Origin of the sequence: Ruegeria sp. ANG10, assembly GCF_040705255.1 — a bacterium.
Classification (GTDB): domain Bacteria; phylum Pseudomonadota; class Alphaproteobacteria; order Rhodobacterales; family Rhodobacteraceae; genus Ruegeria.
On sequence record NZ_JBFCVU010000009.1, the window covers coordinates 103,440 to 126,427 of the forward strand.

Here is a 22,988-nt window from a genome sequence, read left to right on the forward strand (position 1 = left end):
CCTCGTACCTCACGAATAGATGCAGTCGCGGAGCGTGATCAGCCCGCGCTTCATCTCTGTTTTTGGGGCCACCATCGCGACCCGGATAAATTGTTCGCCCGGGTTTTGCCCCGGATCACCTTGAGAAAGATATGCGCCCGGCAGCACCCGTACCCCGGTCTGCTGCCACAGCCTCAATGCGGTTTCTTCGCCGTTTTCGACCGGAAGCCACAGGAAAAACCCGGCCTCGGGCGGCATATAGCCCTGAACATTGGCGAAAACCTCGTCGGCGATCGCGTATTTTTCCTGATACAGCGCGCGGTTCTCGGCCACATGCGCCTCATCCGCCCAAACCCGTGCCGCTGCGGCCTGCAAGGGGGCTGGCAATGGCGCGCCCGCGTAACTGCGCAACTGCTTGACCCGTTTGATCGTTTCAGGCCCGCCCGCAATCAGGCCGGACCGCAGCCCCGCCAGGTTCGACCGTTTCGACAGTGAGTTGAACAAGGTGACCCGTTCAGGATCGGCGCCCAGTTCCTGCGCTACGGTCAAGGCCCCGGCTGGGGCATTATTGCGGTAAATCTCGGAATAACATTCATCCGCGAAGATGCGGAAATCGTATTTTTCGGCCAATTGGATCAGCTCGGCCCAGTAATCGCGCGAGGCAACGGCCCCCTGCGGGTTGGCGGGTGAGCAGATATAGGCCACGGCGGTGCGGTTCAGCACATCCTCGGGCAGCCCTGCGTAATCCGGCAGATGACCCGTTGCGGCGGTCGCAGGCACAAAGACCGGCTCGGCCGCAACCGAGATCGAGGCGACCATATAAACCTGATAAAACGGGTTCGGGCACAAGACGACCGGCTTCTGGCCGTTCTTCTGTTCCGGGCACAGCGCCATGGCTGCGTTATACAACCCCTCGCGCGTGCCGTTCAGGGCCATCACGTTGGTTTCGGGGTCCATCGCCACGCCATAGCGGCGCTTGATCCAGTCGGTGATCGCGCCGCGCAGCTCGGGCGAACCTTCATTTGGCGGATAGCCCTGAAAACCCGCGGCATTTTCCATGATCACATCCGTCACCCAAGCCGGGAAGTCATGCATCGGCGCGCCGATGGTCATGTGAATCACGTCTCCACCCGGCTGATGGTGGTCCAACAGGGTGCGTAAACGCGGAAATGCGTATTCCGGTAGGTTCGAAAACCGCTCGGGGAAATTCATAACTGCTTCCTCAATATCGGGATCATTTTCGCCCCGTTTTTTTGGCAGATTACAGGCCGCACCCCGCTTCGTCCAGACAAAGAGGTGCCGAATCAGGGGATTGTGGCATTCAGGCCAATGCTGCTTCGGCTGCTGATCCAAGTCGCAAAAGCACTTCTTCCGAGCCCGGATAACCCAACATCATCAGCCCGCAACCGGGGGTGCCGGTGGGCAGGGTCAGGGCCGCAAGCCCCATCAGGTTGCCAATCCGCGTATTACGCAACGCCAGCAGGTTTTCGGTGACGTAATAATCATGATCGTTCATCAACCGGTCCAGATTCGGTGGCAGAATCGGGGCTGTAGGGGCCAGAACGGCGTCAAAGCCAGACGTGGCCGCATCCCACGCGGCACGGCAGGCTTTCAGCTTGGACCATGCGGCGACGTAATCGGGACCAGAGGTATCCTTGCCTGCACGGAACCGAGCCAAAATCTCAGGATACATCGCGTCAGGGTTGGCCTCGATCACGTCGCGCCACAATCCATATGCTTCGGTGGTGTAGAGAAGGCCCGAAAGCCCCATCGCCTCATCCAGTTCGGGCACTTCCAATGGCACGATTTCCGCGCCAGCATCGCGCAACCGGTCAACAGCGTCGTCAAAAGCTTTGCGGGGCGCATCGCGCAGGTCATCCTTGGCCACGTTTTGCAAATCAGCAAAGCGCCGACCTTTCAGGCTGGCCCCCCGCTGGTCCGCCGGGGGGCCCCCTTCCAACAGCGCCAGCATATGCGCGGCATCCTCAACTGAGCGGGTCAGCGGACCGGCGGTATCGAAGCGCAGGCACAAGGGCACTACCCCTTCCAGGCTGATCCGCCCGGCGGTGGTTTTCAGCCCCACCAGATTGTTCCAGGCCGCCGGTATACGCACCGATCCGCCGGTGTCTGAGCCGATCCCCCCAGCCGCCAACCCCCAAGCTACCGATGCCCCGGCACCAGACGAGGATCCGCCCGGCACCGCATCTACATCATCGACGCAGGGCGGCGTTCCGGTGATCGGATTCAGGCCAAGGCCGGAAAAGGCCAGCTCGCTCATATGAGTTTTACCCAAACAGACCGCCCCCAATGCGGTGGCGTTGCGGACCACGACCGCGTCACTTTCCGGCACCCGACCTTTTAGCAGGGCAGACCCGGACTCGGTTCCGATACCAGCGGTGTCGAACAGGTCTTTCCAGCTTATCGGCACCCCGTCCAAAAGCGACAGGCGCTGCCCCAGCTTGGCGCGGGCTTGCGCCGCTGCGGCCTCAGATCGGGCGCGGTCATGGGTGACACGGGCATAGATTCGGTCGCTGTGGGGATGGTCGTCGATGGCCGACAGGTAGGTTTCGGTCAATTCAACCGGGTCAATCCGCCCCATACCGATGCCCCGACCCAGATCACACGCCGTCATGGTCAGCCAATCCTGCATCATCGCCCCCTCGAAAAAATTGCGCTTTGACGGACGGTAGCGACAGGACCGCACATGGACAATCCCGAATGGGCGCGCATATTGCGGGGCATGGAACAAACCTCGGATATCCTGATCGTGGGCGGCGGCCTGAACGGCCCGGCATTGGCTTTGGCACTGACGCAGACCGGCCACTCGGTCACCGTGATTGACGCGCTGGCGGAAAAAGTGCGCAAGAACGCAGCCTTTGATGGGCGTGCCTATGCGCTGGCGCTAGCCTCGCAAAGGTTGCTGGATGCGATCGGGGTCTGGGATCGCGTGGCCGAACACGCCCAGCCGATGTTGGAAATCAAGGTGACCGATGGGCATGCAGGCGTTGGGCCATCCCCGTTCTTCATGCATTTCGACCACGCCGAGATCGAAGAAGGCCCGATGGGCTATATGGTCGAAGATCGCCACCTGCGCCGCGCCTTTATGGACGCCATTGCCGAGGAAAAAGGCATCACCGAAATCAGTGGCAGAACCGTTGTTGCACAGGAGTCTGATGCGAACGGCGTGACGCTGTCCTTGGATGACGGCACCACCCTGACCGGTTCAATGCTGGTCGGTTGCGACGGTCGCCGCAGCGGCACCGCCACGCGGGCAGGCATCAAGCGTACTGGCTGGGATTACGGCCAGACCGCACTGGTCTGCGCCATCGAACATGACCTGCCCCACGACGGCGTGGCCCATCAGTTTTTCATGCCACCCGGCCCGCTTGCCATTCTTCCCCTGACCGGCAATCGCAGCTCGATCGTCTGGAGTGAGCGGACCGAGACGGCCCGGCACGTCAACGCCCTGCCCGAGGACGAATACCTGCAGGTCCTGCGGCCCCGGTTCGGCGATTTTCTGGGTGATATCCGCCTGCAAGGCGACCGGTTCACCTATCCGCTGAACCTGACCATCGCCAATTCTTTCATCGGCGATCGCATGGCCCTGGTCGGAGACGCCGCCCACGGCATGCACCCCATCGCCGGGCAAGGCCTGAACGCAGGTCTGCGCGACGTCGGAGCCTTGGCCGAGGTGCTGACGCTTGCCGGACGGCGCGGCGAGGATATCGGATCGGTTCTGGTACTGGAACGCTATCAGGAATGGCGGCGGTTCGACACGGCGGCGCTGGCCATGGCGACAGATGTGTTCAACAAACTGTTTTCCAACGACAACCCGCTGCTGCGGATCGGACGCGACATTGGGATGGGAATTGTGGGCTCGTTGCCCGGCCTGCGCCGTGGCTTTGTGCGTGAGGCCGCCGGGCTGACCGGAGACCTGCCAAAACTGCTGCAGGGTCGCGCGATCTAGTCCAGTTCGCGCGCTTCATCGACCAACATCACCGGAATCCCATTTCGGATCGGAAAGGCCAGATTGGCCGCCTTGGACACCAGTTCCTGCTTTTCGGCATCATAATGCAAGGTCGTGTGTGTCTGCGGACAAATCAGTGCCTCAAGCATATGCCGGTCGAAAGGGTGTTGGGGCTCAGTCATTGCAGTTTTTCCTCATTCGTGCCGCCGCGCATGGCGAATTCTATCAGTGTCGTTAGGGTCTCGCGCCGGGTGCGCAGACAGGGGGCCTCAAGCAGCGCCTGTTTTTCCTCGGGATCAAAATCCAGCAGCATCGACAGTGAATTCACCAGCAACTCATCATCTGCGTCTTTCAACGTATCCCAATCGGTCGAAAGCTGGCGCGAGGCAAAAAACCGCTCCAGCAATCCCAAAAACGAGCGGCGGTCAAACCCATCGTCGATCTCAGCCCTGCCCAGATCGCGATCAAAGCCACCCCACGACACGGCACAGCGCCGGTACGGGGTAAAGGCGTCCAACTCGGACTGGACTCGAAACCGGGAAATTCCGGTCAGAGTAATCAGATACCGGCCATCTTCGGTTTCCGAAAACTGTGTGACCCGCCCGGCGCAACCGATTTGGTGCAGATTGTCTTCGTTGGTCTGACACGGGTTCGGCTGCACCATACCGATCAGCCGCTCCTGTGTTTTCAGGGCGTCGTCCAGCATCTGCAGATAGCGCGGCTCGAAAATATGCAGCGGCAGGCGCGAACGGGGCAACAACAGCGCCCCCGGCAATGGAAAAACGGATACCGTTTCCGGCAGATCAGCGGGATGCATCATGTATCCGAGTGTAGCTCTGATCCCGAATTAGGCAAATATCATCGAGCTGAGCTTGCGCCGCCCGTTCAGAACAATCGGATCATTGGGCTTGAGCGCGTCGAAGATGGTGAACAGCTGCGTCTTGGCGGCACCGTCATTCCATTCGCGATCACGGCGGAACAGGTCCAGCAACTGCGCCACGGCCTCCTCGACATTGCCGTTGGCGTGTAGTGCCTGTGCCAGATCGAAACGGGCCTGAAGATTGTCGGGATCAGCCTCGACCGCAGCGGTCAATTCGGCCACCGGACCGGCATCAGCGGCCTGCTTGGCCAGTTCCAACTGCGCATGCGCCGCCTCCACCTCGGCCGAGGTGGAAATCTCGGCAGGTGCGCCGTTCAGAATGGCTTCGGCCTGTTCCAGATCACCGGATGCAATATGCGCACGAACCAGCCCGCCGTAAGCCCCGGCATGGTTCGGATCTTCGCCCAAAATCGCAGCAAAGGTTTGGGCCGCATCAACAGCGGCGCCATCGGCCAGCATATCTTCGGCAGCTTCGACCGCGTCATCCAACTGCCCACCGGGGCTTTCGCCGCCCGCGGCTTCGATCACGCGATCAACAAAAGCCTTGATTTCCGAACCCGGCTGAGCGCCCTGAAACCCGTCGATGGGCTGACCTTTGAAAAAGGCATAAACGGTCGGGATCGACTGAATACGCATTTGCGACGCGATCATCTGCGCCTCATCCACGTTGATCTTGACCATCTTCACCGCACCCTTGGCAGCGGTTACAGCTTCTTCCAGGGCGGGCCCCAGCGTCTTGCATGGCCCGCACCAAGGCGCCCAGAAATCAACGATGACAGGCGTTTCCTGAGACGCCTCGACCACGTCGGCCATAAAGGTCGCCTCGGACCCGTCCTTGATCAGATCGGTGGCCTCGGGGCTGGCTGCGGCGTTCAGAAGATCCATGGTTTTCACTCTCCGGTTCGAACTTGCGCCCTATATGCAACCGCTGGCAGCGGAAACCAAGGGCAGAGTTGCGCAATTACAGGTCGAAACTGGCAAAAACGGGTGCGTGGTCGCTGGGTTTTTCCCATCCGCGTGCATCACGCAAGACGCGGCTGGAATGGCCCGCGTTCGAGATATCGGGCGTGGCCCAGACGTGATCCAGCCGCCGCCCCTTATCGGCCGCATCCCAATCGCGCGCGCGATAGGACCACCAACTGTACAATTGCCCCTCGGGAATATCCTGGCGGGTGATATCGACCCAAGCGCCCGCATCCTGGGTTTCAGCCAGTGCTTCGACCTCGATCGGAGTGTGTGAGACGACCTTGAGCAATTGTTTGTGCGACCAGACGTCATCCTCGCGCGGGGCGATGTTCAGATCCCCCACCAGAATGGATTTTTCCGGCTTTTCCGCATGGAACCAATCGCGCATTTCGCTGAGGTAGTCGAGCTTCTGCCCGAACTTCTCGTTCTTTTCACGATCCGGCACGTCGCCACCTGCGGGGACATAGAAGTTGTGGATGGTGACCCCATTCTCCAACCGTCCGGCAATGTGTCGCGCATGACCGAGACCCGCGAAATCCTTATCACCTACTTCTTCAATTGGCAGCCGAGACAGGATGGCAACGCCGTTATAGCCCTTTTGTCCACGTGCAACCATGTGGGTATAGCCCAGTTCCGCAAACCCTTCGGTCGGGATCTTTTCGACCGGCGACTTGCACTCCTGTAGACACAGTACATCCGGCGCTTCCTCCTGCAGCAATTTCAGCACGATAGGCTCGCGCAGGCGGACCGAGTTGATGTTCCAGGTGGCAAGGGTAAAGGGCATGGGGGATTCCTCTGTCGCAATTGGCGCAGGTTAGCGTGGCGTTTCCGCCGGTGCCACGAGAAAAAATTGTCCTGAGCCAGTTTTTGGTTTTGAGGGCAAACGGGCTCAATCCACCACACCGTTCGCAACATAAAGCGCAGGTTAAATCCAGTTTATGTTTCGTCGCCAACATGGAAATCAGATCATCTGTTTCCAACATTTATGACTAGAAAACGGAGGAAACCATGACCAAATTCAAGACACTTGGCGCCGCCGCGCTGGCCAGCACCCTTGCCTTTGCCACCCATGCAGTTGCGGAAAACACACCTGATTTGCGCGGCGTCTGGAGCGGCACCCACACCGTTGCGGCCCTGCCCAACGAACACAGCGACGGAGCCCCGCGTTTTAATCAATCCGAATGGGTTCTTGAGATCAAAGAACAGCAGGACAATGCATTCTGGGGAACCAGCAAATGGAGCCGGACCGGCTCGGACCGGTGGAACGAAGGTCAGGTTACCGGAACAATCAGCCGCGATGGCACTGGTTCAATCGCCATGGTTGAAACCCGGGTCGGAGAAGACCGCCAGATCAACGGGTTGATCGATGCCACCTTTGAAGATGGCAAGATTTATGCTGATTTCCGCAGCCTGCGCAGCGGCATTACCTACGGTACCGTTCTGGAAAACGACGGCACCAGCTAAACTGTGATCGAGAAAACAAATCTGGCAATCGGATTTGTATCTTCGACCCAGCTTATTTAAAAAAAGGCCGGGCCATCAGGCCCGGCAGTCCAACAGGGAGGTGCATGTCATAACCCGGACATGCGCGGGTTGGGAGTAATCTAATTACGTATCCAGAGTATCACTTTGATCCACGTCAATCCACAACGAGTTAAGAGACCAAGCGATATCCACCCGATTCTGTGACCAAAAGGCGCGCATTTGACGGATCAGGCTCGATTTTCTGGCGCAGGCGATAGATATGCGTCTCCAACGTGTGGGTGGTGACACCGGCGTTATAGCCCCAGACCTCATGCAGCAGAACGTCGCGGGCAACCACGCCGTCGGTCGAACGGTACAAGAACTTGAGAATATTGGTTTCTTTCTCGGTCAGCCGGATTTTGCGATCTTCTTCGGTGATCAGCATCTTCATCGCCGGCTTGAACGTGTACGGTCCCAGAACGAACACCGCATCCTCGGATTGTTCATGCTGGCGCAACTGGGCACGAATACGGGCCAGCAGCACCGGAAACTTGAACGGTTTCGAGACATAGTCGTTCGCACCGGCATCCAGACCCAGGATTGTATCTGCGTCGCTGTCATGGCCGGTCAGCATCAGAATCGGGCTTTTTACACCTTGCTTGCGCATCAGGCGGCACAGCTCGCGCCCGTCAGTATCCGGCAGGCCAACGTCCAGAATGACCAGATCGTAAATCGCTTCGCGCGCCCGCTCCATCGCGGACTGACCGTCATGAGCTTCGAACACGTCGAAATCCTCGGTCATTACGAGTTGCTCGCTAAGCGCCTCGCGCAGGTCTTCATCGTCATCCACCAGCAGGATTTTCTTGAGCTGAGCCATGTCCGGTCCTCCTAAGCCTTTTCCACCACTTGCGCGCGGAAGATGCAATCAACAAGGTTTGCTGCAATCGTTTCACGCCCTCGTGTCCGAAGCAGAGGAAATGTTTCACATTTCCGTCTTATCAGGCTACAGGAAGGCCAGAACGTTACAGGGTAACATAGATGAGTCTGATCCCGGATATTTCAGAATTGCTGGCGCGGGCCCGCGCCGATCTGCGCATGGGGGTTCCCGTCGCATTGATCGACGACAGCGGATTCAGCATACTGGCCATCGCGGCTGAGACCCTGAGCGCGCAACGGCTCGCGGATCTGCGCGGGCTTGGTGGCGACCCGGTGGTTGCCGTCACAGTGCGGCGGGCCGAAACGCTGAAGGCCCGGTCATATGATGGTGATCTGGCGCGTGTGATTATCCCTGCCGATGCGGATATAACCTGGGTGCAAGCGGTTGCGGATCCGTCAGACGACCTGAACGCTCCGATGAAAGGGCCCCTGATGACTGAACGTCAGGGCAACGCCAACCTGCACCGCATCGCAATCGCCCTCACCAAGTCGGCGCGATTGCTGCCTGCAGCCGTCGTAATGCCCATTGAGGATGGGCGCGGCTTTGCATCCGCACATGGCCTGACATGCATTGACCACACCCGTGCCGCGCCACATCTGGCCGATCGCAGCGAGTTACATGCGGTGGTTGCCGCCCGCCTGCCGATGGAAGTATCCGAAGCCGGTCGATTGCACGTATTCCGCCCCGAAGATGGTGGCGAGGAACATTACGCGGTCGAGATCGGCCGCCCGGATCGGGATAAACCGGTTTTAGCCCGTTTGCATTCGGCCTGTTTTACCGGAGACCTTATGGGCAGTCTGAAATGCGACTGCGGTCCGCAATTGCGGGGTGCGCTGGCGCAGATGGGCTCGGAAGGGGCTGGGGTGCTGCTGTATCTGAACCAGGAAGGGCGCGGCATTGGCCTAGCCAACAAGATGCGCGCCTATTTCCTGCAGGATCAGGGGTTCGATACGGTCGAAGCCAATCATCGTCTGGGCTTCGAAGATGATGAGCGGGATTTTCGGCTAGGTTCGGACATTTTGAAGTCTCTGGGGTTCAACTCGGTCCGATTGCTGACCAACAACCCGGCGAAAATCGCGATGATGGAGAAAACCGGGATAGCCGTGACCGAGCGTGTGCCGTTGAAGGTTGGCGAAACCGCCCATAACCGCGGATATCTTGCAACCAAGGCGGCCAAGTCCGGGCACTTGCTGTGATGCCGAATGATCTGGTCCTGACACCGCGCGGGGTACGATTTGCCGGGCGTGTCTTTCCCTGCACAATCGGCAAAGGCGGGCTGAGCGACGTAAAACGCGAAGGGGATGGCGCCACGCCCACGGGCGTACATCACATCGTGGGGATGCTGTACCGGCCAGATCGCATGGCCAAACCGGCCCCTTGGGCGATTCCCATCGGTCCGCGCGATCTTTGGTCGGATGACGGGCGGGACGACCAGTACAATAATCTGGTCAGCGCGCCCTATGCCTTTAGCCATGAAAAGCTGCGCCGCGCTGATCCACTGTATGATCTGGTGTTGATCACCGACTGGAACTGGCCCAATGCGATACCGGGTCTCGGATCGGCGATCTTTGTTCACCAATGGCGCCGCCCCGGATACCCGACCGAGGGCTGCGTAGCCTTCCGCCGGGACCACCTGCATTGGATTGCGCGCCAGATATCGCCGGGCACGCGCCTTATTATTCCTGCGGCCTGACCCGCGCACCAAAAATGGCCGAGCCCACGCGCACATGGGTTGCCCCCAGCGCAATGGCTTGTTCGAAATCCCCGCTCATACCCATCGACAGTCCAGTCAGCCCGTTGCGCTCGGCGATTTTCGCCAGCAGTGCGAAATGCAGTGAGGGTTCCTCATTGACGGGTGGGATACACATCAATCCCTGGATCGGCAGGTCCAGCCCCCGGCATTCTGCAATGAACGCATCCGCCTCGGCAGGCAGGATACCGGCCTTTTGATCCTCTTCCCCGGTATTGACCTGAATGAACAAATCCGGGCAAGTGCCGACCTCTTGTGCCAGCCGCGCCAGCGTTTTGGCCAGCTTGGGCCGGTCGACCGAGTGGATAGAGTTGACCAGTTCAATCGCTTGACGGGCCTTGTTGGTTTGCAGCGGGCCGATCAGATGCAGATCAATGTCGGCGAACTGCTCCATGAAACCCGGCCATTTTCCTGCAGCTTCCTGAACCCGATTTTCACCAAAACACCGATGGCCCTGCTCAAGAACAGCTTGCACACGTTCGTTCGGCTGCACTTTTGATACGGCGATCAGTTTGACAGTACCGGCAGGCCGCCCGGCGGCAGTTTCGGCTTTGGCAATACGGGCGGTGATATCTTGCAGCGACATAAGATTCCTCAATCTGCTATCAGCGCAGAAAAACACCATGTCGGCAAAAAAGAAAAGGGCAGGTCCGAAGACCTGCCCTCAAACCTTGCGGTTCAACCCAACTTAGAAGTTGAAGATCGCACCGAAGTCAGCCTGGATGGCATCTTCGCAAACCGAACAGTCGTTGCGACCGATACCACCGACCAGCGACGCACCGCCGCCCAGGTCGTAGCTTGCGCCGATAGCAATCTGCTGAAGGTCGGCGTCCGCGCTACCGTCACCGTAGGTGAACAGCAGGGTGGTTGCTGCGCCCAGGTTATAGGCAGCCGACAGACCCCAAGCGGTGCCATCGGTTTCATAGAAACGAGTACCGATCAGCGCAGGAGCTGTATTGTCTTCGTCAGCCAGGAACAGGGTACCCGAGAAGTCGCCGAATTCGGCGCCCAGGGTCAGAACCAGCAGTTCTGGGTCGGAAACACCGGAAACACCAGCGTCAGTTTGACCATAGGCAATAGCTGCGGTGATGTTGTTGAAGGTGTAGGTCGCGCTCACGTCCCAACGGTCGGCGTCGATGGTGCCGCCCAGGCCGTCGTTCAGGAAGATGGTGCGCTGGTCATACGACGCGCCAAAGGCGAAGTCGCCAACTGCGTACTGGAAGAACACAGCGTTCGAGCCAGGGTTGCTGCCCGAAACATAGCTCAGGAAGCTATAGTCAACACCCGAGTACTGACCTGCGAACAGTTCCAGACCAACTTCGTTACCGTAGTAGTTTGCCAGGTTGTCGAACGAACCGGCAACGTTGCCGGCGTCAACACGCAGACCACCGTAGATAACCGAGAAACGCGCGCCGTTCAGCTGAGCGTTGTTTGCTTCGCCGGTCGACGAGTTTTCGTCGGCTTGCAGACGAACACGAGCTTCAAAGCGAACGCCACCGTCGGTTTCAGTGAAACCGTCGATGTTCAGACGGAAGCGCGATACCAGGATCGCGTCGTCGGAATCAGCAAAGGTCGGGATGACACCTGCTATGGTTCCGCCGTTCACGGTGGTCAGAGTGGCAGAAGTTACGCCGGTCGCATTGGCGCGATCTTCAACGTAGCCAATACCAAAACGGCCGTAACCGCTCAAGTTTACACCGGAATCAGCCGCTGCAACACCTGCGGTTGCAATCAGAGCTGTCGATGCGAAGAGAACTTTTTTCATCTTGTTTCCCTCGGTTTCAAAAGTTTTTCTACTCGACACATGCCTCAGCACATGTCTCAGCACGGGAACCGTTTCGCTCTTTTTGCCCCCAACACGCAAGCTTGGCATAAATGACTCGGCTGCATTGAGGGAAAATTGGTGCAAGGATGCCACAGTCTGTTTTTGGGCATCGGGAAGCCCCACGTCCACTGATATGTGACAATAATAGGGTTGTTGCTGAACGGGTCCTTGTCTAGGAGTAACAACTGACAACGTAGATCAGAGTAAACAGGACCAGTTGATAATGCGCCTGCAGACGATAATCGGTTTGATCATAGTGACTGCTGCCGCGTCCGCCTGCGGACAGAATCGGGCTGCACCAACCGAGTACACGCCGAATCTTGATGCGGGCAAAACCGATGAGCGCCAGCTTAACGATCCAAATCGTTCGACAATCTGGGATGTGTTCAACACGGCCAATGCCGAACAGATCACGAATGTGAATCGCTATCTTTGGACGGCATCGCTGGATGTGTTGAATTTCCTGCCGGTTCAGGAAGTTGATCCTTTCACCGGGGTAATCGTGACCGGGTACGGCACACCTCCGGGTGGGGGGCGGCAATATCGCGCGACGGTTCACATCAGCGATCCGGCCCTGGCGGCCCGGTCTCTGTCGGTCTCGCTGCAGACCAGCGGTGGCGCCCCGGTCAGTGCGGCCACGACCCGTGCGGTCGAAGATGCAATCCTGTCCCGCGCCCGTCAGTTGCGCATTGCGGACAACAAGTTCTAGCAACTCGTCGAAAATCACACTAATACCACGCCGGGTTCCTACCCGGCGTTTTCATTCACGAAGGACCGTACGATGTCTCGCTACTCGGCCAACGAAATCGAAGCAAAATGGCAAGAGGCCTGGGACAAGGCCGGAATCTTCACCGCCAACCACAAGGCGGACAAGCCGAAATACTATGTGCTTGAGATGTTCCCCTACCCGTCGGGCCGAATCCATATGGGACATGTGCGCAATTATACGATGGGTGACGTGATCGCGCGCCACAAGCTGGCGACCGGCCACAATGTATTGCATCCAATGGGTTGGGATGCCTTTGGAATGCCTGCGGAAAATGCCGCGATGGCCATTGGGGGCCACCCCAAAGACTGGACCTATGGCAATATCGCCGACATGCGCGGGCAAATGAAGCCTCTGGGTCTGTCGATCGACTGGTCGCGTGAGTTTGCCACCTGTGATCCGGAATATTACGGCCAACAACAGGCGCTGTTCCTGGATATGCTCGACGCCGGGTTGGTCTACCGCAAGAACGCCGTTGTGAATTGGGACCCGGTCGACATGACCGTTCTGGCCAATGAACAGGTGGAACAAGGGCGCGGCTGGCGCTCGGGCGCGTTGGTTGAACGCCGCGAGTTGACCCAATGGTTCTTCAAGATCTCGGACTATTCCGAAGAATTGCTCGATGCGCTCGACACGCTGGACAATTGGCCCGCAAAGGTCCGCTTGATGCAGGAAAACTGGATCGGCAAGTCGCGCGGTCTGCAATTCGGGTTCGAGCGCACGGACGGAGGCGAACCGATCACCGTCTATACGACCCGCCCCGATACACTGCTGGGTGCGTCTTTCGTGGGCATCTCGCCGGACCACCCGATTGCCAAGCAGTTGGAGGCCGAAAACCCCGAAGTTACTGAATTCGTGGCGGAATGCCGTAAGGGCGGCACCACGGAAGAGGCTATCGAAACCGCCGAAAAGCTGGGTTATGATACCGGTATCCGCGTCAAACACCCGCTGGACCCCAATTGGGAACTGCCGGTCTGGATCGCCAACTTCATCCTGATGGATTATGGCACGGGCGCGATCTTTGCTTGCCCCGCGCATGACCAGCGCGACTTGGATTTCTGCCGCAAATACGGCCTGCCTGTGGTCGATACGTTCTTTGCGCTGGATGACGATACTCCGGTCGACAAGATCGCGTTCGTTCCGCCCAAGACCGAGAAAGTCCGTTGGGTGAACCATTTCGCGGGCCTCACCGAGGCCACGGGTGATGAGGCCATCAACGCCACCGTCGACTTCGCTGAAAAGGCCGGCTGGGGCGAAGGCGTCACCAAATACCGCTTGCGCGATTGGGGCCTGTCACGTCAACGCTATTGGGGTTGTCCAATTCCCGTGGTGCATTGCGAATCCTGCGGCGTCGTGCCAGAGAAGAAAGAAAACTTGCCGGTCCGCCTGCCTGACGATGTAACCTTCGACAAACCCGGCAACCCGCTGGACCGCCATCCGACCTGGCGCGATTGCGCGTGCCCGTCCTGCGGTGCACCAGCCAAGCGCGAAACCGACACGATGGATACGTTTGTCGATTCGTCGTGGTATTTCGCCCGTTTCACCGCCCCACGCTCCGAAACACCCACCGATCTGGCCGAGGCCGAATACTGGATGAATGTCGACCAGTATATCGGCGGTATCGAGCATGCGATTCTTCACCTGCTTTATTCCCGCTTCTTTGCGCGGGCGATGAACATCACCGGCCACCTGCCGAAAAAGGCCATCGAACCGTTCGATGCCTTGTTCACCCAAGGCATGGTGACACACGAAATCTATCAGACCCGAGACGCCAATGGCCGCCCGGTCTATCACTTGCCCGAGGACGTGACCGACGGCAAACTAGCTGACGGCACTGTGGTCGAGATCATCCCCTCGGCCAAGATGTCAAAATCCAAGAAGAACGTGGTCGACCCGGTCAGCATCATCTCGGCCTTTGGTGCCGATACAGCGCGTTGGTTCGTTTTGTCCGATTCGCCGCCCGAGCGCGACGTGGAATGGACCGCATCGGGGGCCGAGGCCGCGTTTAAGCACCTCAGCCGTGTACACCGGATCGCTTCGGAGATCGCGGACTCTGACAATCCGGCAAATGGCGACGACGAAACCCTGCTGCGCGAGATGCACAAAGCCATCCATGATGTAACCGGCGGTGTGGAATCTTTCGGCTTCAATGCTTCAATCGCCAAGCTTTATGCTTTCACCAACACGCTGGCCAAATCCAAGGCTGGCACATCCGCCAAGCGCGAAGCGGCCAAAACGCTGGCACAACTGATGTCACCCATGACCCCGCACCTGTCGGAAGAGATGTGGCAACTGTTGGGTGGTGAAGGGCTGGTTGCCACCGCCCCCTGGCCCGTCGCCGATCAGACAATGCTTGTCGACGACACGGTGACCCTGCCGATTCAGATCAACGGCAAGCGTCGCGCGGAAATCAGCGTGGCCAAGGATATGGCAAAGGACGAGGTTGAAAAAATCGCGCTCAGCACCGAAGCTGTGCAAAAGGCGCTGGATGGCAATGCGCCGAAGAAGGTAATCGTTGTTCCGGGCCGGATCGTAAATGTCGTTGTTTAGTCGTAGAACTCTGTTGATGATACCGCTGGCGCTGGCTGCCTGCGGCTTTGAACCGGTCTATGCACCCGGTGGATCAGGCGCGGCCCTGAATGGCAAGGTCGCCGTTTCCGCGCCGAATTCGGTCGACACCTACATGCTGGTTCAAAATCTGGAGCAGCGGCTGGGGCGCAGTGCCACTTCTGGCAACGAATACGAATTGAATGTGAACGTCTCGACCGCTTTCCGGTCATCGGCGATCACCACGACAAACGAAACCAACCGATATACCATCGAAGGCAAGTCGAACTACGCGCTCAGGTCAAACCAGACCGGTCAGGTCATTGCGTCCGGAACGGTCGAGAACTTCGTCAGTTATTCAGCCGCCGGATCGACGGTATCCACGCTGGCAGATGAACGCGACGCCCGAAAGCGGCTGATGGCGATCCTATCGGACCAGATCGTAAGCGAACTCTATGCTGCGCCGGGCCTTGGTTCATGAAGCTCAGCCCGCGCGAGGCTGAGGGGTATTTCGCACGGCCCGACGCCGACAAGGCCGGGCTTTTGATTTACGGTGCGGATGCCATGAGGGTGACACTGAAACGCCAGCAGGTTCTGGCGGCACTTCTGGGCGCCAATGCCGAAGAGGAAATGCGCCTGACCCGCATTCCCGGCACTGATTTGCGCGGCGACCCTGCTCTGCTATTGGATGCGGTCAAGGCCGTGGGGTTCTTCCCCGGCCCCCGCGCCGTATTCGTCGAAGACACCACCGACACTGCTGCCTCCGCGATCATTACCGCGTTCGAGGATTGGGCCCCCGGTGATGCCCAGATCATCGTCACCGCCGGGCAGCTGAAACCCAGCTCAAAAATCCGCAAAGCGTTCGAGGCGCATCCGTCTGCATATGCGGTAGGCATCTATGACGATCCACCCTCGCGCGCCGAGATCGAACGAATTCTGACCCAGGCCGGATTGCAGAACATCCCCCGCGATTCGATGTCGGCCCTTGCTGAACTGGCCACCGGCATCAGCCCCGGTGATTTCACACAAACTATTGAAAAACTGTCGCTCTATAAACGCGGCGACAGCTCCGAACTGGCCATCGAAGATATCGAAGCATGCGCACCCCGCTCGACCGAGGCCGCGTTGGATGACGTTCTGAATGTGGTCGCTGAAGGCCGCGCCGGAGAGATCGGCCCGCTGATCCGACGGCTGCAATCACAGGGCACCAATGCGGTCAGCCTGTGTATCGGCGCAACCCGGCATTTTCGCACATTGTATACCTGTGCCTCGGACCCCGGCGGGGCGGCACAAGGGATCGGCAAGCTGCGGCCACCGGTCTATGGCAAGCGCCGCGACCGGATTTTGCGACAAGCCCAGGGCTGGGGGGCAACGAAGTTGCAAACAGCCCTGACAGTGCTGACTGACACTGACCTGTCGCTGCGCTCAGCTGGGCAGACTGCACCTGCCATGGCACTGGTGGAACGCGCAATGATCCGTTTGGCGATGCTGGCCCGATCCCGCTAACCGGTGCGCAGCCAATCCACAGCCGAACGCCCGGCCCATCGCCCAGTCGCCATGCAAGCGGTCAGCAGATAGCCCCCGGTCGGAGCTTCCCAATCCAACATCTCTCCGGCGCAGAACACGCCGGGCAAAGCAGTCAGCATAAGCCCATCATCCAGTGCGGTGCGATTGACCCCTCCGGCCGTTGAAATGGCTTCATCCATCGGGCGCAGGGCAGCCCTGAAAACAGGAAGTTGTTTGAGTGCCATGGCCCCAGAGGATTGCGGCAATCCACAATGTTTCGACATCTCATGGAACAACGCAATTTTTTGCGGCGGCAGCTTTAATGACTTCTTCAGCCATTGTGACAGTGTGGTCTTGGATTTCTTTGCAGCCAACCGCGACTGTAGCGCCGCTGCGTCTAGATCGGGCACTAGATCGACGAACAGGTCCGCACCGGCGCGCAAAGCCGAGGTCAAAGAATACAACCCGCCGCCCTCAAGCCCCGTTGCCGATATCGTGGCTTCTCCGCGGCTGTCCATCTCTCCGACCATCCAACGCACCGATTTCAGCGCCGCGCCGAAATGCGGGGTCATGTGGGGGCTCCAGTCAATGGACAAGGCGGAATTCGCCGGGGCGAAGGGCGCAAGCGCGACGCCTTTCTGTTGCAAGATATCCGCCCATTGACCGTCTGACCCCAACCGCGCCCAACTGGCCCCGCCCAGCGCCAGAATGGTCACATCCGGCTTCAAGCTCTGCGTGCCCTCAGACGTGTCGAAAATCAGCGCATCGCTGTCCCATCCCAACCAACGCCAGCGGGTTCTGATCTGAACACCCGCACCCTCAAGCCGCCGCAGCCATGCGCGCAACAGCGGCGAGGCTTTCATTGCGGTCGGAAACACCCGCCCGGTCGAGCCGGTGAAAAGCTCCTGCCCCAAACCCCGCGCCCAATCCTGCACCCCGGCGGCATCAAATTCCGCAATCATCGGACGCAGCCACTCCGCCGCCTCTCCGTAGGATTGCAGCAGGGTTTCAAAAGGTTCGTCCTTGGTAAGGTTCAAACCCGACTTGCCCGCCATCAGGAATTTACGCGCGACCGAGGGTTTGGCTTCGGCCACCAGCACATCATGGCCCGCTGCAGCCAACTCCTCTGCCGTCATCAGGCCTGCGGGTCCGGCCCCGATCACCACTGCCTGCGCCATGTCTGTCCCCTTGTCTTTCACGCCATCCAGCGCAAATCTGTACCTGCCATGTCAGACAGCGATCCGATCTGCCCGCTCTGTGACCGCCCCATCCCGGAGGGGGGCGGCAGCCTGCACCATCTGATCCCAAAACTCAAAGGGGGCAAGGGCGGACCCACGGTTTTGCTGCACGTGATTTGTCACAAAGAGATTCACGCCACCCTGACCGAGGGCGAATTGGCCCGCGCGTTTAATACAATCGAGGCCCTGCGCACCCACCCGCGTCTTGAGAAATTCCTGAGATGGGTACGCAAACGCCCACCCGGATTTCGGTCGAAAGTTCCGGGAAAGCGACGTGGGCGCTGATCAGCCAGGCCGCACCGGGTCACCAAAAGCATCCCTCAGGGACGTCGACAGCCCCTGAACCTCTAACCCCCTGTAATCCGGCGCCGGCGCAAACTGCGCCCCGGCGACGTGCTGGAATTCCAGCGTGGTATAAGGACGTTTCCAAAGCCATTCGCGGTTCTCAACGGACCAAAGGTCCGGATTAGGCGGCACATCATCGGTGAAGGCATAAAAATGCAGGTCGAACCCGTATTGGGCCACATCCTGCACTGAAAGCAGTTGCATGCCTTGCGCCCGACAGAACGCATCCTCGGCGGCTATGTCCCCTGTCCGCAAGGTGATCTGGCCGATGCAGGCTTTGGCGAATGGTGCGGCGGGGTTGGCTGCGTTGTCAGGACGGTTGCCCTGAAAGTCGTGTTGCAGCAGCTCGATCACAAACCCTTCGGGGTCTTTCAGGTGGCACATATAGCCGATGTCGAGGAACTGTTTCGGCTCCGAAACCTCGACGTCTTTTTCACGCAGATGAGAAACGGCTAGGTCAACATCGGGCACGGTAATACCGATCTTCCAATACCGCTGACCACCATCATGGGCATATCCGCCCCCACCCGGCATCAGCAGCAGGTCCGCGTCCTGCCCACCATAGCCAAGACGATAATTCGCCCCCTGCGCACGCGCCGTCATGCCCAGAACATCCGTATAGAAATCAGTCAGTTGCTTGGGGTCGGCAACACGCAGCAGCACGGCGGACAATTTCATTGGCACATCCTTGCGATTGCAGCGGCAATTCGAGGATCGGCAGCCAGGCTGTCTGCCACCAGCTCATGCGCCGTTGGCAACAGTTGATCAGGGTCGACAACCCGGTCGACCAGACCGAAACCGTACGCTTCCTCTGCCGTGATTTTTTGACCGGCCATCAGAATCATCTTGGTGCGTGAGGGCCCGATCAGGGCGGCCATGCGCACCGGGTCCGAGGGTTGCGGCAGAAACCCCAACTTCATCACCGGATAAAAGAACTTGGCCTGCGGCACCGCGATACGAAGGTCACAGGCCAGCACCATCCCGTTGGCACCGCCCGCCAGCGTCCCGTTCAAAGCAGCCACCGTCAGACACGGCAAGGCAGCGATGGCGCCTGACAACCTCTCCCACATATCCGAGGTCGCCAGTCCCGCACGGACCTCATCCAGATCGGCCCCAGCGCTGAACACCTTGCCCGCGCCAGTCAGGATCAGGGCTCGCGCCTCATTAGCAGCTTCGGCGATCTCAACCAGCTCACTCAGCATCGCCTTGGTCAGCGCATTGGCCTTTTGCGGGTTGTTGAGCGTGACAGTCCACAACCCGTCCGCCTTGGTCAGTTTGATCACGTCAACCCTACCCTTTGCCGGATATCTTCGCGTCGCAGCGAGATTTCAGTGCCTAGAAACTCATCCGCATCCGTCGAACACATCCACAACATTGCCCGCGCGGGCCAGTCGGCGGGAATGTGATCATCCCAATCCAGCTGGCTAACGGCATTAATGCCGCTGGCCTTTATAACCCGCTGCATATCCGTGGCCACGGTGCCCGGTGACAGGCCCATGGCGCGAATGCCGTGCATCGAATTTTCAAGATGCAGGCATTCGGTCAGCATCTTGGCCCCGGCTTTCGAGGCGCAATAGTGGCTCCACGCCTCGATCGGATTTGTCGCCGCGCCCGAAGAGACCGTGATCACCGTGCCCCCGCCCGCCGCGCGCATAACCGGCAACGCGGCGCGCATTCCGTAGAAGACACCTTTGAGGTTGATGTCGATTGCCTGACTCCATGCGGCGACATCGGCGTTGGACAAGTGAAAGATCGGATCAATGACACCCGCGTTGCCGATCAAAACGTCCAGCCCGCCAAATCGGTCGACACAATCCGCGACGGCCTGTTCGACCTGCGCAAAATCGCTGACATCGCATTGCAGCGCGATGGCATTGTCGCCCAATGCAGCAGCCAGCGCATCAATCTGGTCGTGGTTACGGGCCACCAGCGCGACATTTACCCCCGCTGCGGCAAATACGCGCCCCGCCTCGGCCCCGATGCCACGACTGGCCCCTGTTATCAGTACGGTTTTACCCTGCATATGGACCCTGTACCTCCGTTGTTTTTAGATTGTGTGAATCTTTACCGTGCCAACGGGGAAAGGGTCCAGCCCTTGCCCCTTGACGCCCGGGGCCTCAGGCACGACGATGCCGCCAAATTTGATCAAGAAGGGTTCTCAAATGTCCGCTTTCCTCCGCCGCTGCAGCGGCGCAGTTCTGGCCTATGCCGTTGTCACTCAGGGCGCGTTCGCAGATGTCACCGCCCAGCAGGTCTGGGATGATTGGCAGGCCTACCTGTCCCAGATGGGCTATACGGTTTCGGCGGAACAATCCATCTCGGGCGGGGTGACCACGATCACCGATATGAATGTTGCGTTGTCCGCGCCGGACACGGACGGATCGTTCAAGATGACCGTTCCGCAGATGACCCTGACCGAAAACGGCGATGGCACCGTCAGCATCGGCTTGCCCGAAAGCTTTCCCATGACCCTATCCGGCGAGGAAGAGGGCGAGGCGTTTTCTGTCGATATTGAATATTACCACACCGGGCTTGATATGGTTGTCTCGGGCCAGCCGGACGACATGACCTATGACTATTCCGCACCCACGCTTGGCATGAAACTGGGTGGCGTTCAGGTCGAGGATGAGACCCTGCCCAAAGACATGCTGGCCATGGATTTCAAACTGACCGACTTGTCCGGAGATTCGCGGATGAAAATCGGCGAAACCCGCACTGTGGACCAGAAAATGACCGCAGCCGGGCTGACCTATGATCTGGCATTCACCGATCCCGAAGGATCAGATGATGGCAAGATCAACGGGTCGATGAACCAATTGACCTTCGAAGGCACCAACGTGATCCCCGAAGATTTCGACGGCACCGACCCGCAATCCTTCTTCAACGGCGGGGTCTCATTCTCGGGTCTGTTCACCTATGCCTCGGGTCAGGCCGCGATTGAAGGGACGAGCGAAGGTCAGGCATTTTCGATGGCCACCCAATCCGAAGGTGGCCGGTTCGGCGCCAGCCTGGATGATCAGCGCCTGGCTTATGATGTTGAACAGAACAGCGCAAACCTTGCCGTGACAACGGCCGAGCTGCCATTCCCAATCGAGATGGCAATGGCCAAGACAGGGTTGGGGTTCGAGTTCCCGGTGCAGCAATCCGAAGAAGAGCAACCCTTTGGGCTGTCGGTCAACGTAACCGATTTCACCATGTCTGACGTGTTGTGGAGCATCTTCGACCCCGCAGGCGCGCTGCCGCGCGACCCGGCGACCATCGCGCTGGACGCCACCGGAACCGCAAAAATCCTGACGAACTTCTTCGATCCGGCCGCCATCGAGGCTCTGGAAACATCTGGCGAAGCACCAGGTGAGCTGAACTCGCTGAAGATCAACGAATTGCTGGTCTCAATGGTCGGAGCGAAACTGACGGGTGACGCGGACTTTACTTTCGACAATTCCAGCACCGAAGAGTTCGACGGGCTGCCAGCCCCTGCGGGTGTGGCGAACCTTCAGCTGGCGGGCGCCAATGCATTGATCGACACGCTGATCACCATGGGCGTGATCGGGGAAAGCGACGCGATGGGTGCGCGTATGATGATGGGCCTGATGGCCGTACCCGGTGACGAGCCGGATACGCTGAATTCGAAAATCGAGTTCACAAAAGATGGCCAGATCCTGGCCAATGGTCAGCGCATCAAGTGATGTTGGTCGGGCGAAGCTTAGTACTACCAGAGCTTCGCCCGCTAACTGACTCAGGTCTGCAAATCCAACTCGCGGACTAGAGCTCGTGCGATACGCCGCCCGGCGGCTCGACCATTAAAATACGCGGGCGTCGGCAGATCCTTAGCAATGCTCTGCATGTGGAACCGGTACATCCCCTCATAAAATTTGAAGTTGGTCTCACACAGGAAAAATTGCCCGGTTTGTACGCATGGAAGAATGTCATGCGCGTAAAGCCCGACGCCCACAGCATTCTTGACGCTTTTCGCGATGTCGCGGATTTGGTCAACATTGGGTTTGATCAGTAGGTCGTGAAAATGTGTTAGCATTTCAGCATCAACCGGCGTCCCCCGAGTTCGGACATTGAGTCCTTCTCCGGCTCTTATCCACGAAAACAGGACCTGTTCGCCTACCGCCATGGCACGAATGGATATGTGCCAGGGCTTACCTTTGTACTCATGGCGGCAATTGACATAGTCGGTATTGTACCGTGTGGAATCCAGATCCTTGTTGTCACGGACAAGTTGGACCGGAACATGCGCGTTTGACACTTCGTTTGAAAAAACAGTGTCGAAACTGTCACCCGCTTCAATCAATCTGGGCATGGGTACGCCCGCGGCCGTCAGAACCTTGTTCTGGCGGACTTTGTGGCCAATGACACGCCCATGTTCAACGGAATGCAGGACTTTGTGACCCAGAGCCACAAGCTCTGCCTCACGCGCGCGCAGCCAGTCTACTTTTTGATGCTGAACGACGAAAAGCTCGTTGTAATGCAGCAAAACATAGCTTTTCGGATCTGTTGTCGGGCCGCGCTCAATCAGTTCCCGGAAAGGCAAAACTTCAGCAGGGACTTGCAGCTTGGTAAGAACCCTTGTGAAATGGCTGATGATATTGCTCGACCCTTTGCCCGCGGCAACGACATGCGGCTCGTCAAAATCGACAACAAAAAACTGAGCCAAACCAAGCTCTCCTATTTGCCTTCACTTGCCCGGGTGAAAGTTTCAATCTGTTGTGATCGTCACCCTGAAATCTGTAATGCGTCCCAACTAATGAAAGTTTATACGGAAATGTAAACCCTTCGGCTGCCCCATCTGAATTTGGGCCAAACTAAGGG

The 22,988-nt window shown here is 58.7% G+C and carries 25 protein-coding genes; 11 read left to right on the forward strand and 14 right to left on the reverse strand.

The window, feature by feature from the left end; translation table 11 throughout:
- Window positions 1-9: 9 nt before the first annotated feature.
- The gene (locus AB1A64_RS17405; RefSeq protein WP_366552629.1) at window positions 10-1,191 is read right to left on the reverse strand and encodes an aminotransferase class I/II-fold pyridoxal phosphate-dependent enzyme; all 1,182 of its coding nucleotides are present in this window, start codon (window positions 1,189-1,191) and stop codon (window positions 10-12) included.
- 109 nt (window positions 1,192-1,300) lie between these two features.
- Window positions 1,301-2,629, reverse strand: a complete 1,329-nt coding sequence (locus tag AB1A64_RS17410; protein WP_366552631.1) for an amidase family protein — start codon at window positions 2,627-2,629, stop codon at window positions 1,301-1,303.
- A 54-nt stretch (window positions 2,630-2,683) separates the two neighbouring features.
- Between AB1A64_RS17410 and AB1A64_RS17415 the strand changes: the two genes are divergently transcribed.
- Window positions 2,684-3,946, forward strand: a complete 1,263-nt coding sequence (locus tag AB1A64_RS17415; protein WP_366552633.1) for an FAD-dependent monooxygenase — start codon at window positions 2,684-2,686, stop codon at window positions 3,944-3,946.
- Here the strand turns inward: AB1A64_RS17415 and AB1A64_RS17420 are convergent.
- The 4 genes from AB1A64_RS17420 to AB1A64_RS17435 form a co-directional block, all read right to left on the reverse strand.
- Window positions 3,943-4,128: a Trm112 family protein gene (locus AB1A64_RS17420; RefSeq protein ID WP_366552635.1), complete on the reverse strand. Its 186-nt coding sequence runs from the start codon at window positions 4,126-4,128 to the stop codon at window positions 3,943-3,945. The two genes, AB1A64_RS17415 and AB1A64_RS17420, sit on opposite strands and share 4 nt — an antisense overlap.
- Window positions 4,125-4,766, reverse strand: a complete 642-nt coding sequence (locus tag AB1A64_RS17425; RefSeq protein WP_366552637.1) for an LON peptidase substrate-binding domain-containing protein — start codon at window positions 4,764-4,766, stop codon at window positions 4,125-4,127. The genes AB1A64_RS17420 and AB1A64_RS17425 overlap by 4 nt, the downstream gene beginning before the upstream one ends.
- Window positions 4,767-4,793: 27 nt before the next feature.
- Window positions 4,794-5,711: a thioredoxin gene (gene trxA, locus AB1A64_RS17430; RefSeq protein WP_366552639.1), complete on the reverse strand. Its 918-nt coding sequence runs from the start codon at window positions 5,709-5,711 to the stop codon at window positions 4,794-4,796.
- A gap of 76 nt (window positions 5,712-5,787) precedes the next feature.
- Entirely contained in the window at window positions 5,788-6,576 is a 789-nt protein-coding gene (locus AB1A64_RS17435) for an exodeoxyribonuclease III (protein WP_366552641.1), read from the reverse strand.
- Window positions 6,577-6,800: 224 nt separating this feature from the next.
- On the opposite strand from AB1A64_RS17435, the gene AB1A64_RS17440 reads away from it, so the two are divergent.
- A complete protein-coding gene (locus tag AB1A64_RS17440; RefSeq protein WP_366552643.1) occupies window positions 6,801-7,256 on the forward strand; it encodes a hypothetical protein in 456 nt (151 codons plus the stop codon).
- A gap of 190 nt (window positions 7,257-7,446) precedes the next feature.
- Here the strand turns inward: AB1A64_RS17440 and AB1A64_RS17445 are convergent, their stop codons facing one another.
- Window positions 7,447-8,133 (reverse strand): response regulator transcription factor, encoded by a 687-nt coding sequence (locus AB1A64_RS17445; protein ID WP_058283107.1) that lies wholly within the window; start codon window positions 8,131-8,133, stop codon window positions 7,447-7,449.
- A gap of 161 nt (window positions 8,134-8,294) precedes the next feature.
- On the opposite strand from AB1A64_RS17445, the gene ribA reads away from it, so the two are divergent.
- Window positions 8,295-9,389 carry a GTP cyclohydrolase II gene (gene ribA, locus AB1A64_RS17450; protein ID WP_366552645.1) on the forward strand — a complete coding sequence of 365 codons (1,095 nt, stop codon included), beginning with the start codon at window positions 8,295-8,297 and terminating at the stop codon, window positions 9,387-9,389.
- Window positions 9,386-9,886 carry a L,D-transpeptidase family protein gene (locus AB1A64_RS17455; RefSeq protein WP_366552647.1) on the forward strand — a complete coding sequence of 167 codons (501 nt, stop codon included), beginning with the start codon at window positions 9,386-9,388 and terminating at the stop codon, window positions 9,884-9,886. Before ribA ends, AB1A64_RS17455 begins: the two co-directional genes overlap by 4 nt.
- On the opposite strand, the gene AB1A64_RS17460 is transcribed toward AB1A64_RS17455, so the two are convergent.
- Both AB1A64_RS17460 and AB1A64_RS17465 read right to left on the reverse strand, forming a co-directional pair.
- Window positions 9,870-10,529 (reverse strand): YggS family pyridoxal phosphate-dependent enzyme, encoded by a 660-nt coding sequence (locus tag AB1A64_RS17460; protein WP_366552649.1) that lies wholly within the window; start codon window positions 10,527-10,529, stop codon window positions 9,870-9,872. The two genes, AB1A64_RS17455 and AB1A64_RS17460, sit on opposite strands and share 17 nt — an antisense overlap.
- A 102-nt stretch (window positions 10,530-10,631) precedes the next feature.
- Entirely contained in the window at window positions 10,632-11,708 is a 1,077-nt protein-coding gene (locus tag AB1A64_RS17465) for a porin (protein ID WP_366552651.1), read from the reverse strand.
- A 283-nt stretch (window positions 11,709-11,991) separates the two neighbouring features.
- Between AB1A64_RS17465 and AB1A64_RS17470 the strand changes: the two genes are divergently transcribed.
- The 4 genes from AB1A64_RS17470 to holA all read left to right on the forward strand — a co-directional run bounded on the left by AB1A64_RS17470 (window position 11,992) and on the right by holA (window position 16,587).
- Complete coding sequence (locus tag AB1A64_RS17470) at window positions 11,992-12,477, forward strand: DUF3576 domain-containing protein (protein ID WP_366552653.1); 486 nt, start codon at window positions 11,992-11,994, stop codon at window positions 12,475-12,477.
- Window positions 12,478-12,549: 72 nt separating this feature from the next.
- Complete coding sequence (leuS, locus tag AB1A64_RS17475) at window positions 12,550-15,084, forward strand: leucine--tRNA ligase (protein WP_366552655.1); 2,535 nt, start codon at window positions 12,550-12,552, stop codon at window positions 15,082-15,084.
- The gene (gene lptE, locus AB1A64_RS17480) at window positions 15,071-15,562 is read left to right on the forward strand and encodes an LPS assembly lipoprotein LptE (protein WP_366552657.1); all 492 of its coding nucleotides are present in this window, start codon (window positions 15,071-15,073) and stop codon (window positions 15,560-15,562) included. Before leuS ends, lptE begins: the two co-directional genes overlap by 14 nt.
- Window positions 15,559-16,587 carry a DNA polymerase III subunit delta gene (gene holA, locus AB1A64_RS17485; protein ID WP_366552659.1) on the forward strand — a complete coding sequence of 343 codons (1,029 nt, stop codon included), beginning with the start codon at window positions 15,559-15,561 and terminating at the stop codon, window positions 16,585-16,587. The genes lptE and holA overlap by 4 nt, the downstream gene beginning before the upstream one ends.
- Here holA and AB1A64_RS17490 read toward each other — a convergent pair.
- Window positions 16,584-17,765, reverse strand: coding sequence for a TIGR03862 family flavoprotein (locus AB1A64_RS17490; RefSeq protein WP_366552661.1), 1,182 nt, complete (start codon window positions 17,763-17,765; stop codon window positions 16,584-16,586). The two genes, holA and AB1A64_RS17490, sit on opposite strands and share 4 nt — an antisense overlap.
- Window positions 17,766-17,813: 48 nt before the next feature.
- Between AB1A64_RS17490 and AB1A64_RS17495 the strand changes: the two genes are divergently transcribed.
- A complete protein-coding gene (locus AB1A64_RS17495) occupies window positions 17,814-18,110 on the forward strand; it encodes an HNH endonuclease (RefSeq protein ID WP_366552663.1) in 297 nt (98 codons plus the stop codon).
- On the opposite strand, the gene AB1A64_RS17500 is transcribed toward AB1A64_RS17495, so the two are convergent.
- Genes AB1A64_RS17500 through AB1A64_RS17510 form a run of 3 tightly spaced genes read right to left on the reverse strand, consistent with a single transcriptional unit; the run spans window position 18,111 to window position 20,193 of the window.
- Window positions 18,111-18,848, reverse strand: a complete 738-nt coding sequence (locus tag AB1A64_RS17500) for a VOC family protein (protein WP_366552665.1) — start codon at window positions 18,846-18,848, stop codon at window positions 18,111-18,113.
- Window positions 18,845-19,453 (reverse strand): enoyl-CoA hydratase/isomerase family protein, encoded by a 609-nt coding sequence (locus tag AB1A64_RS17505; RefSeq protein WP_366552667.1) that lies wholly within the window; start codon window positions 19,451-19,453, stop codon window positions 18,845-18,847. The genes AB1A64_RS17500 and AB1A64_RS17505 overlap by 4 nt, the downstream gene beginning before the upstream one ends.
- The gene (locus AB1A64_RS17510) at window positions 19,450-20,193 is read right to left on the reverse strand and encodes an SDR family oxidoreductase (protein WP_366552669.1); all 744 of its coding nucleotides are present in this window, start codon (window positions 20,191-20,193) and stop codon (window positions 19,450-19,452) included. Before AB1A64_RS17510 ends, AB1A64_RS17505 begins: the two co-directional genes overlap by 4 nt.
- Window positions 20,194-20,332: 139 nt before the next feature.
- Here AB1A64_RS17510 and AB1A64_RS17515 point away from each other — a divergent pair, with 139 nt between their 5' ends.
- Entirely contained in the window at window positions 20,333-21,856 is a 1,524-nt protein-coding gene (locus AB1A64_RS17515; RefSeq protein WP_366552671.1) for a DUF2125 domain-containing protein, read from the forward strand.
- 50 nt (window positions 21,857-21,906) lie between these two features.
- On the opposite strand, the gene AB1A64_RS17520 is transcribed toward AB1A64_RS17515, so the two are convergent.
- Complete coding sequence (locus AB1A64_RS17520; RefSeq protein ID WP_366552672.1) at window positions 21,907-22,479, reverse strand: hypothetical protein; 573 nt, start codon at window positions 22,477-22,479, stop codon at window positions 21,907-21,909.
- Window positions 22,480-22,539: 60 nt separating this feature from the next.
- Between AB1A64_RS17520 and AB1A64_RS17525 the strand changes: the two genes are divergently transcribed.
- Window positions 22,540-22,947, forward strand: coding sequence for a hypothetical protein (locus AB1A64_RS17525; protein WP_366552674.1), 408 nt, complete (start codon window positions 22,540-22,542; stop codon window positions 22,945-22,947).
- The last annotated feature ends 41 nt before the right edge of the window (window positions 22,948-22,988 follow it).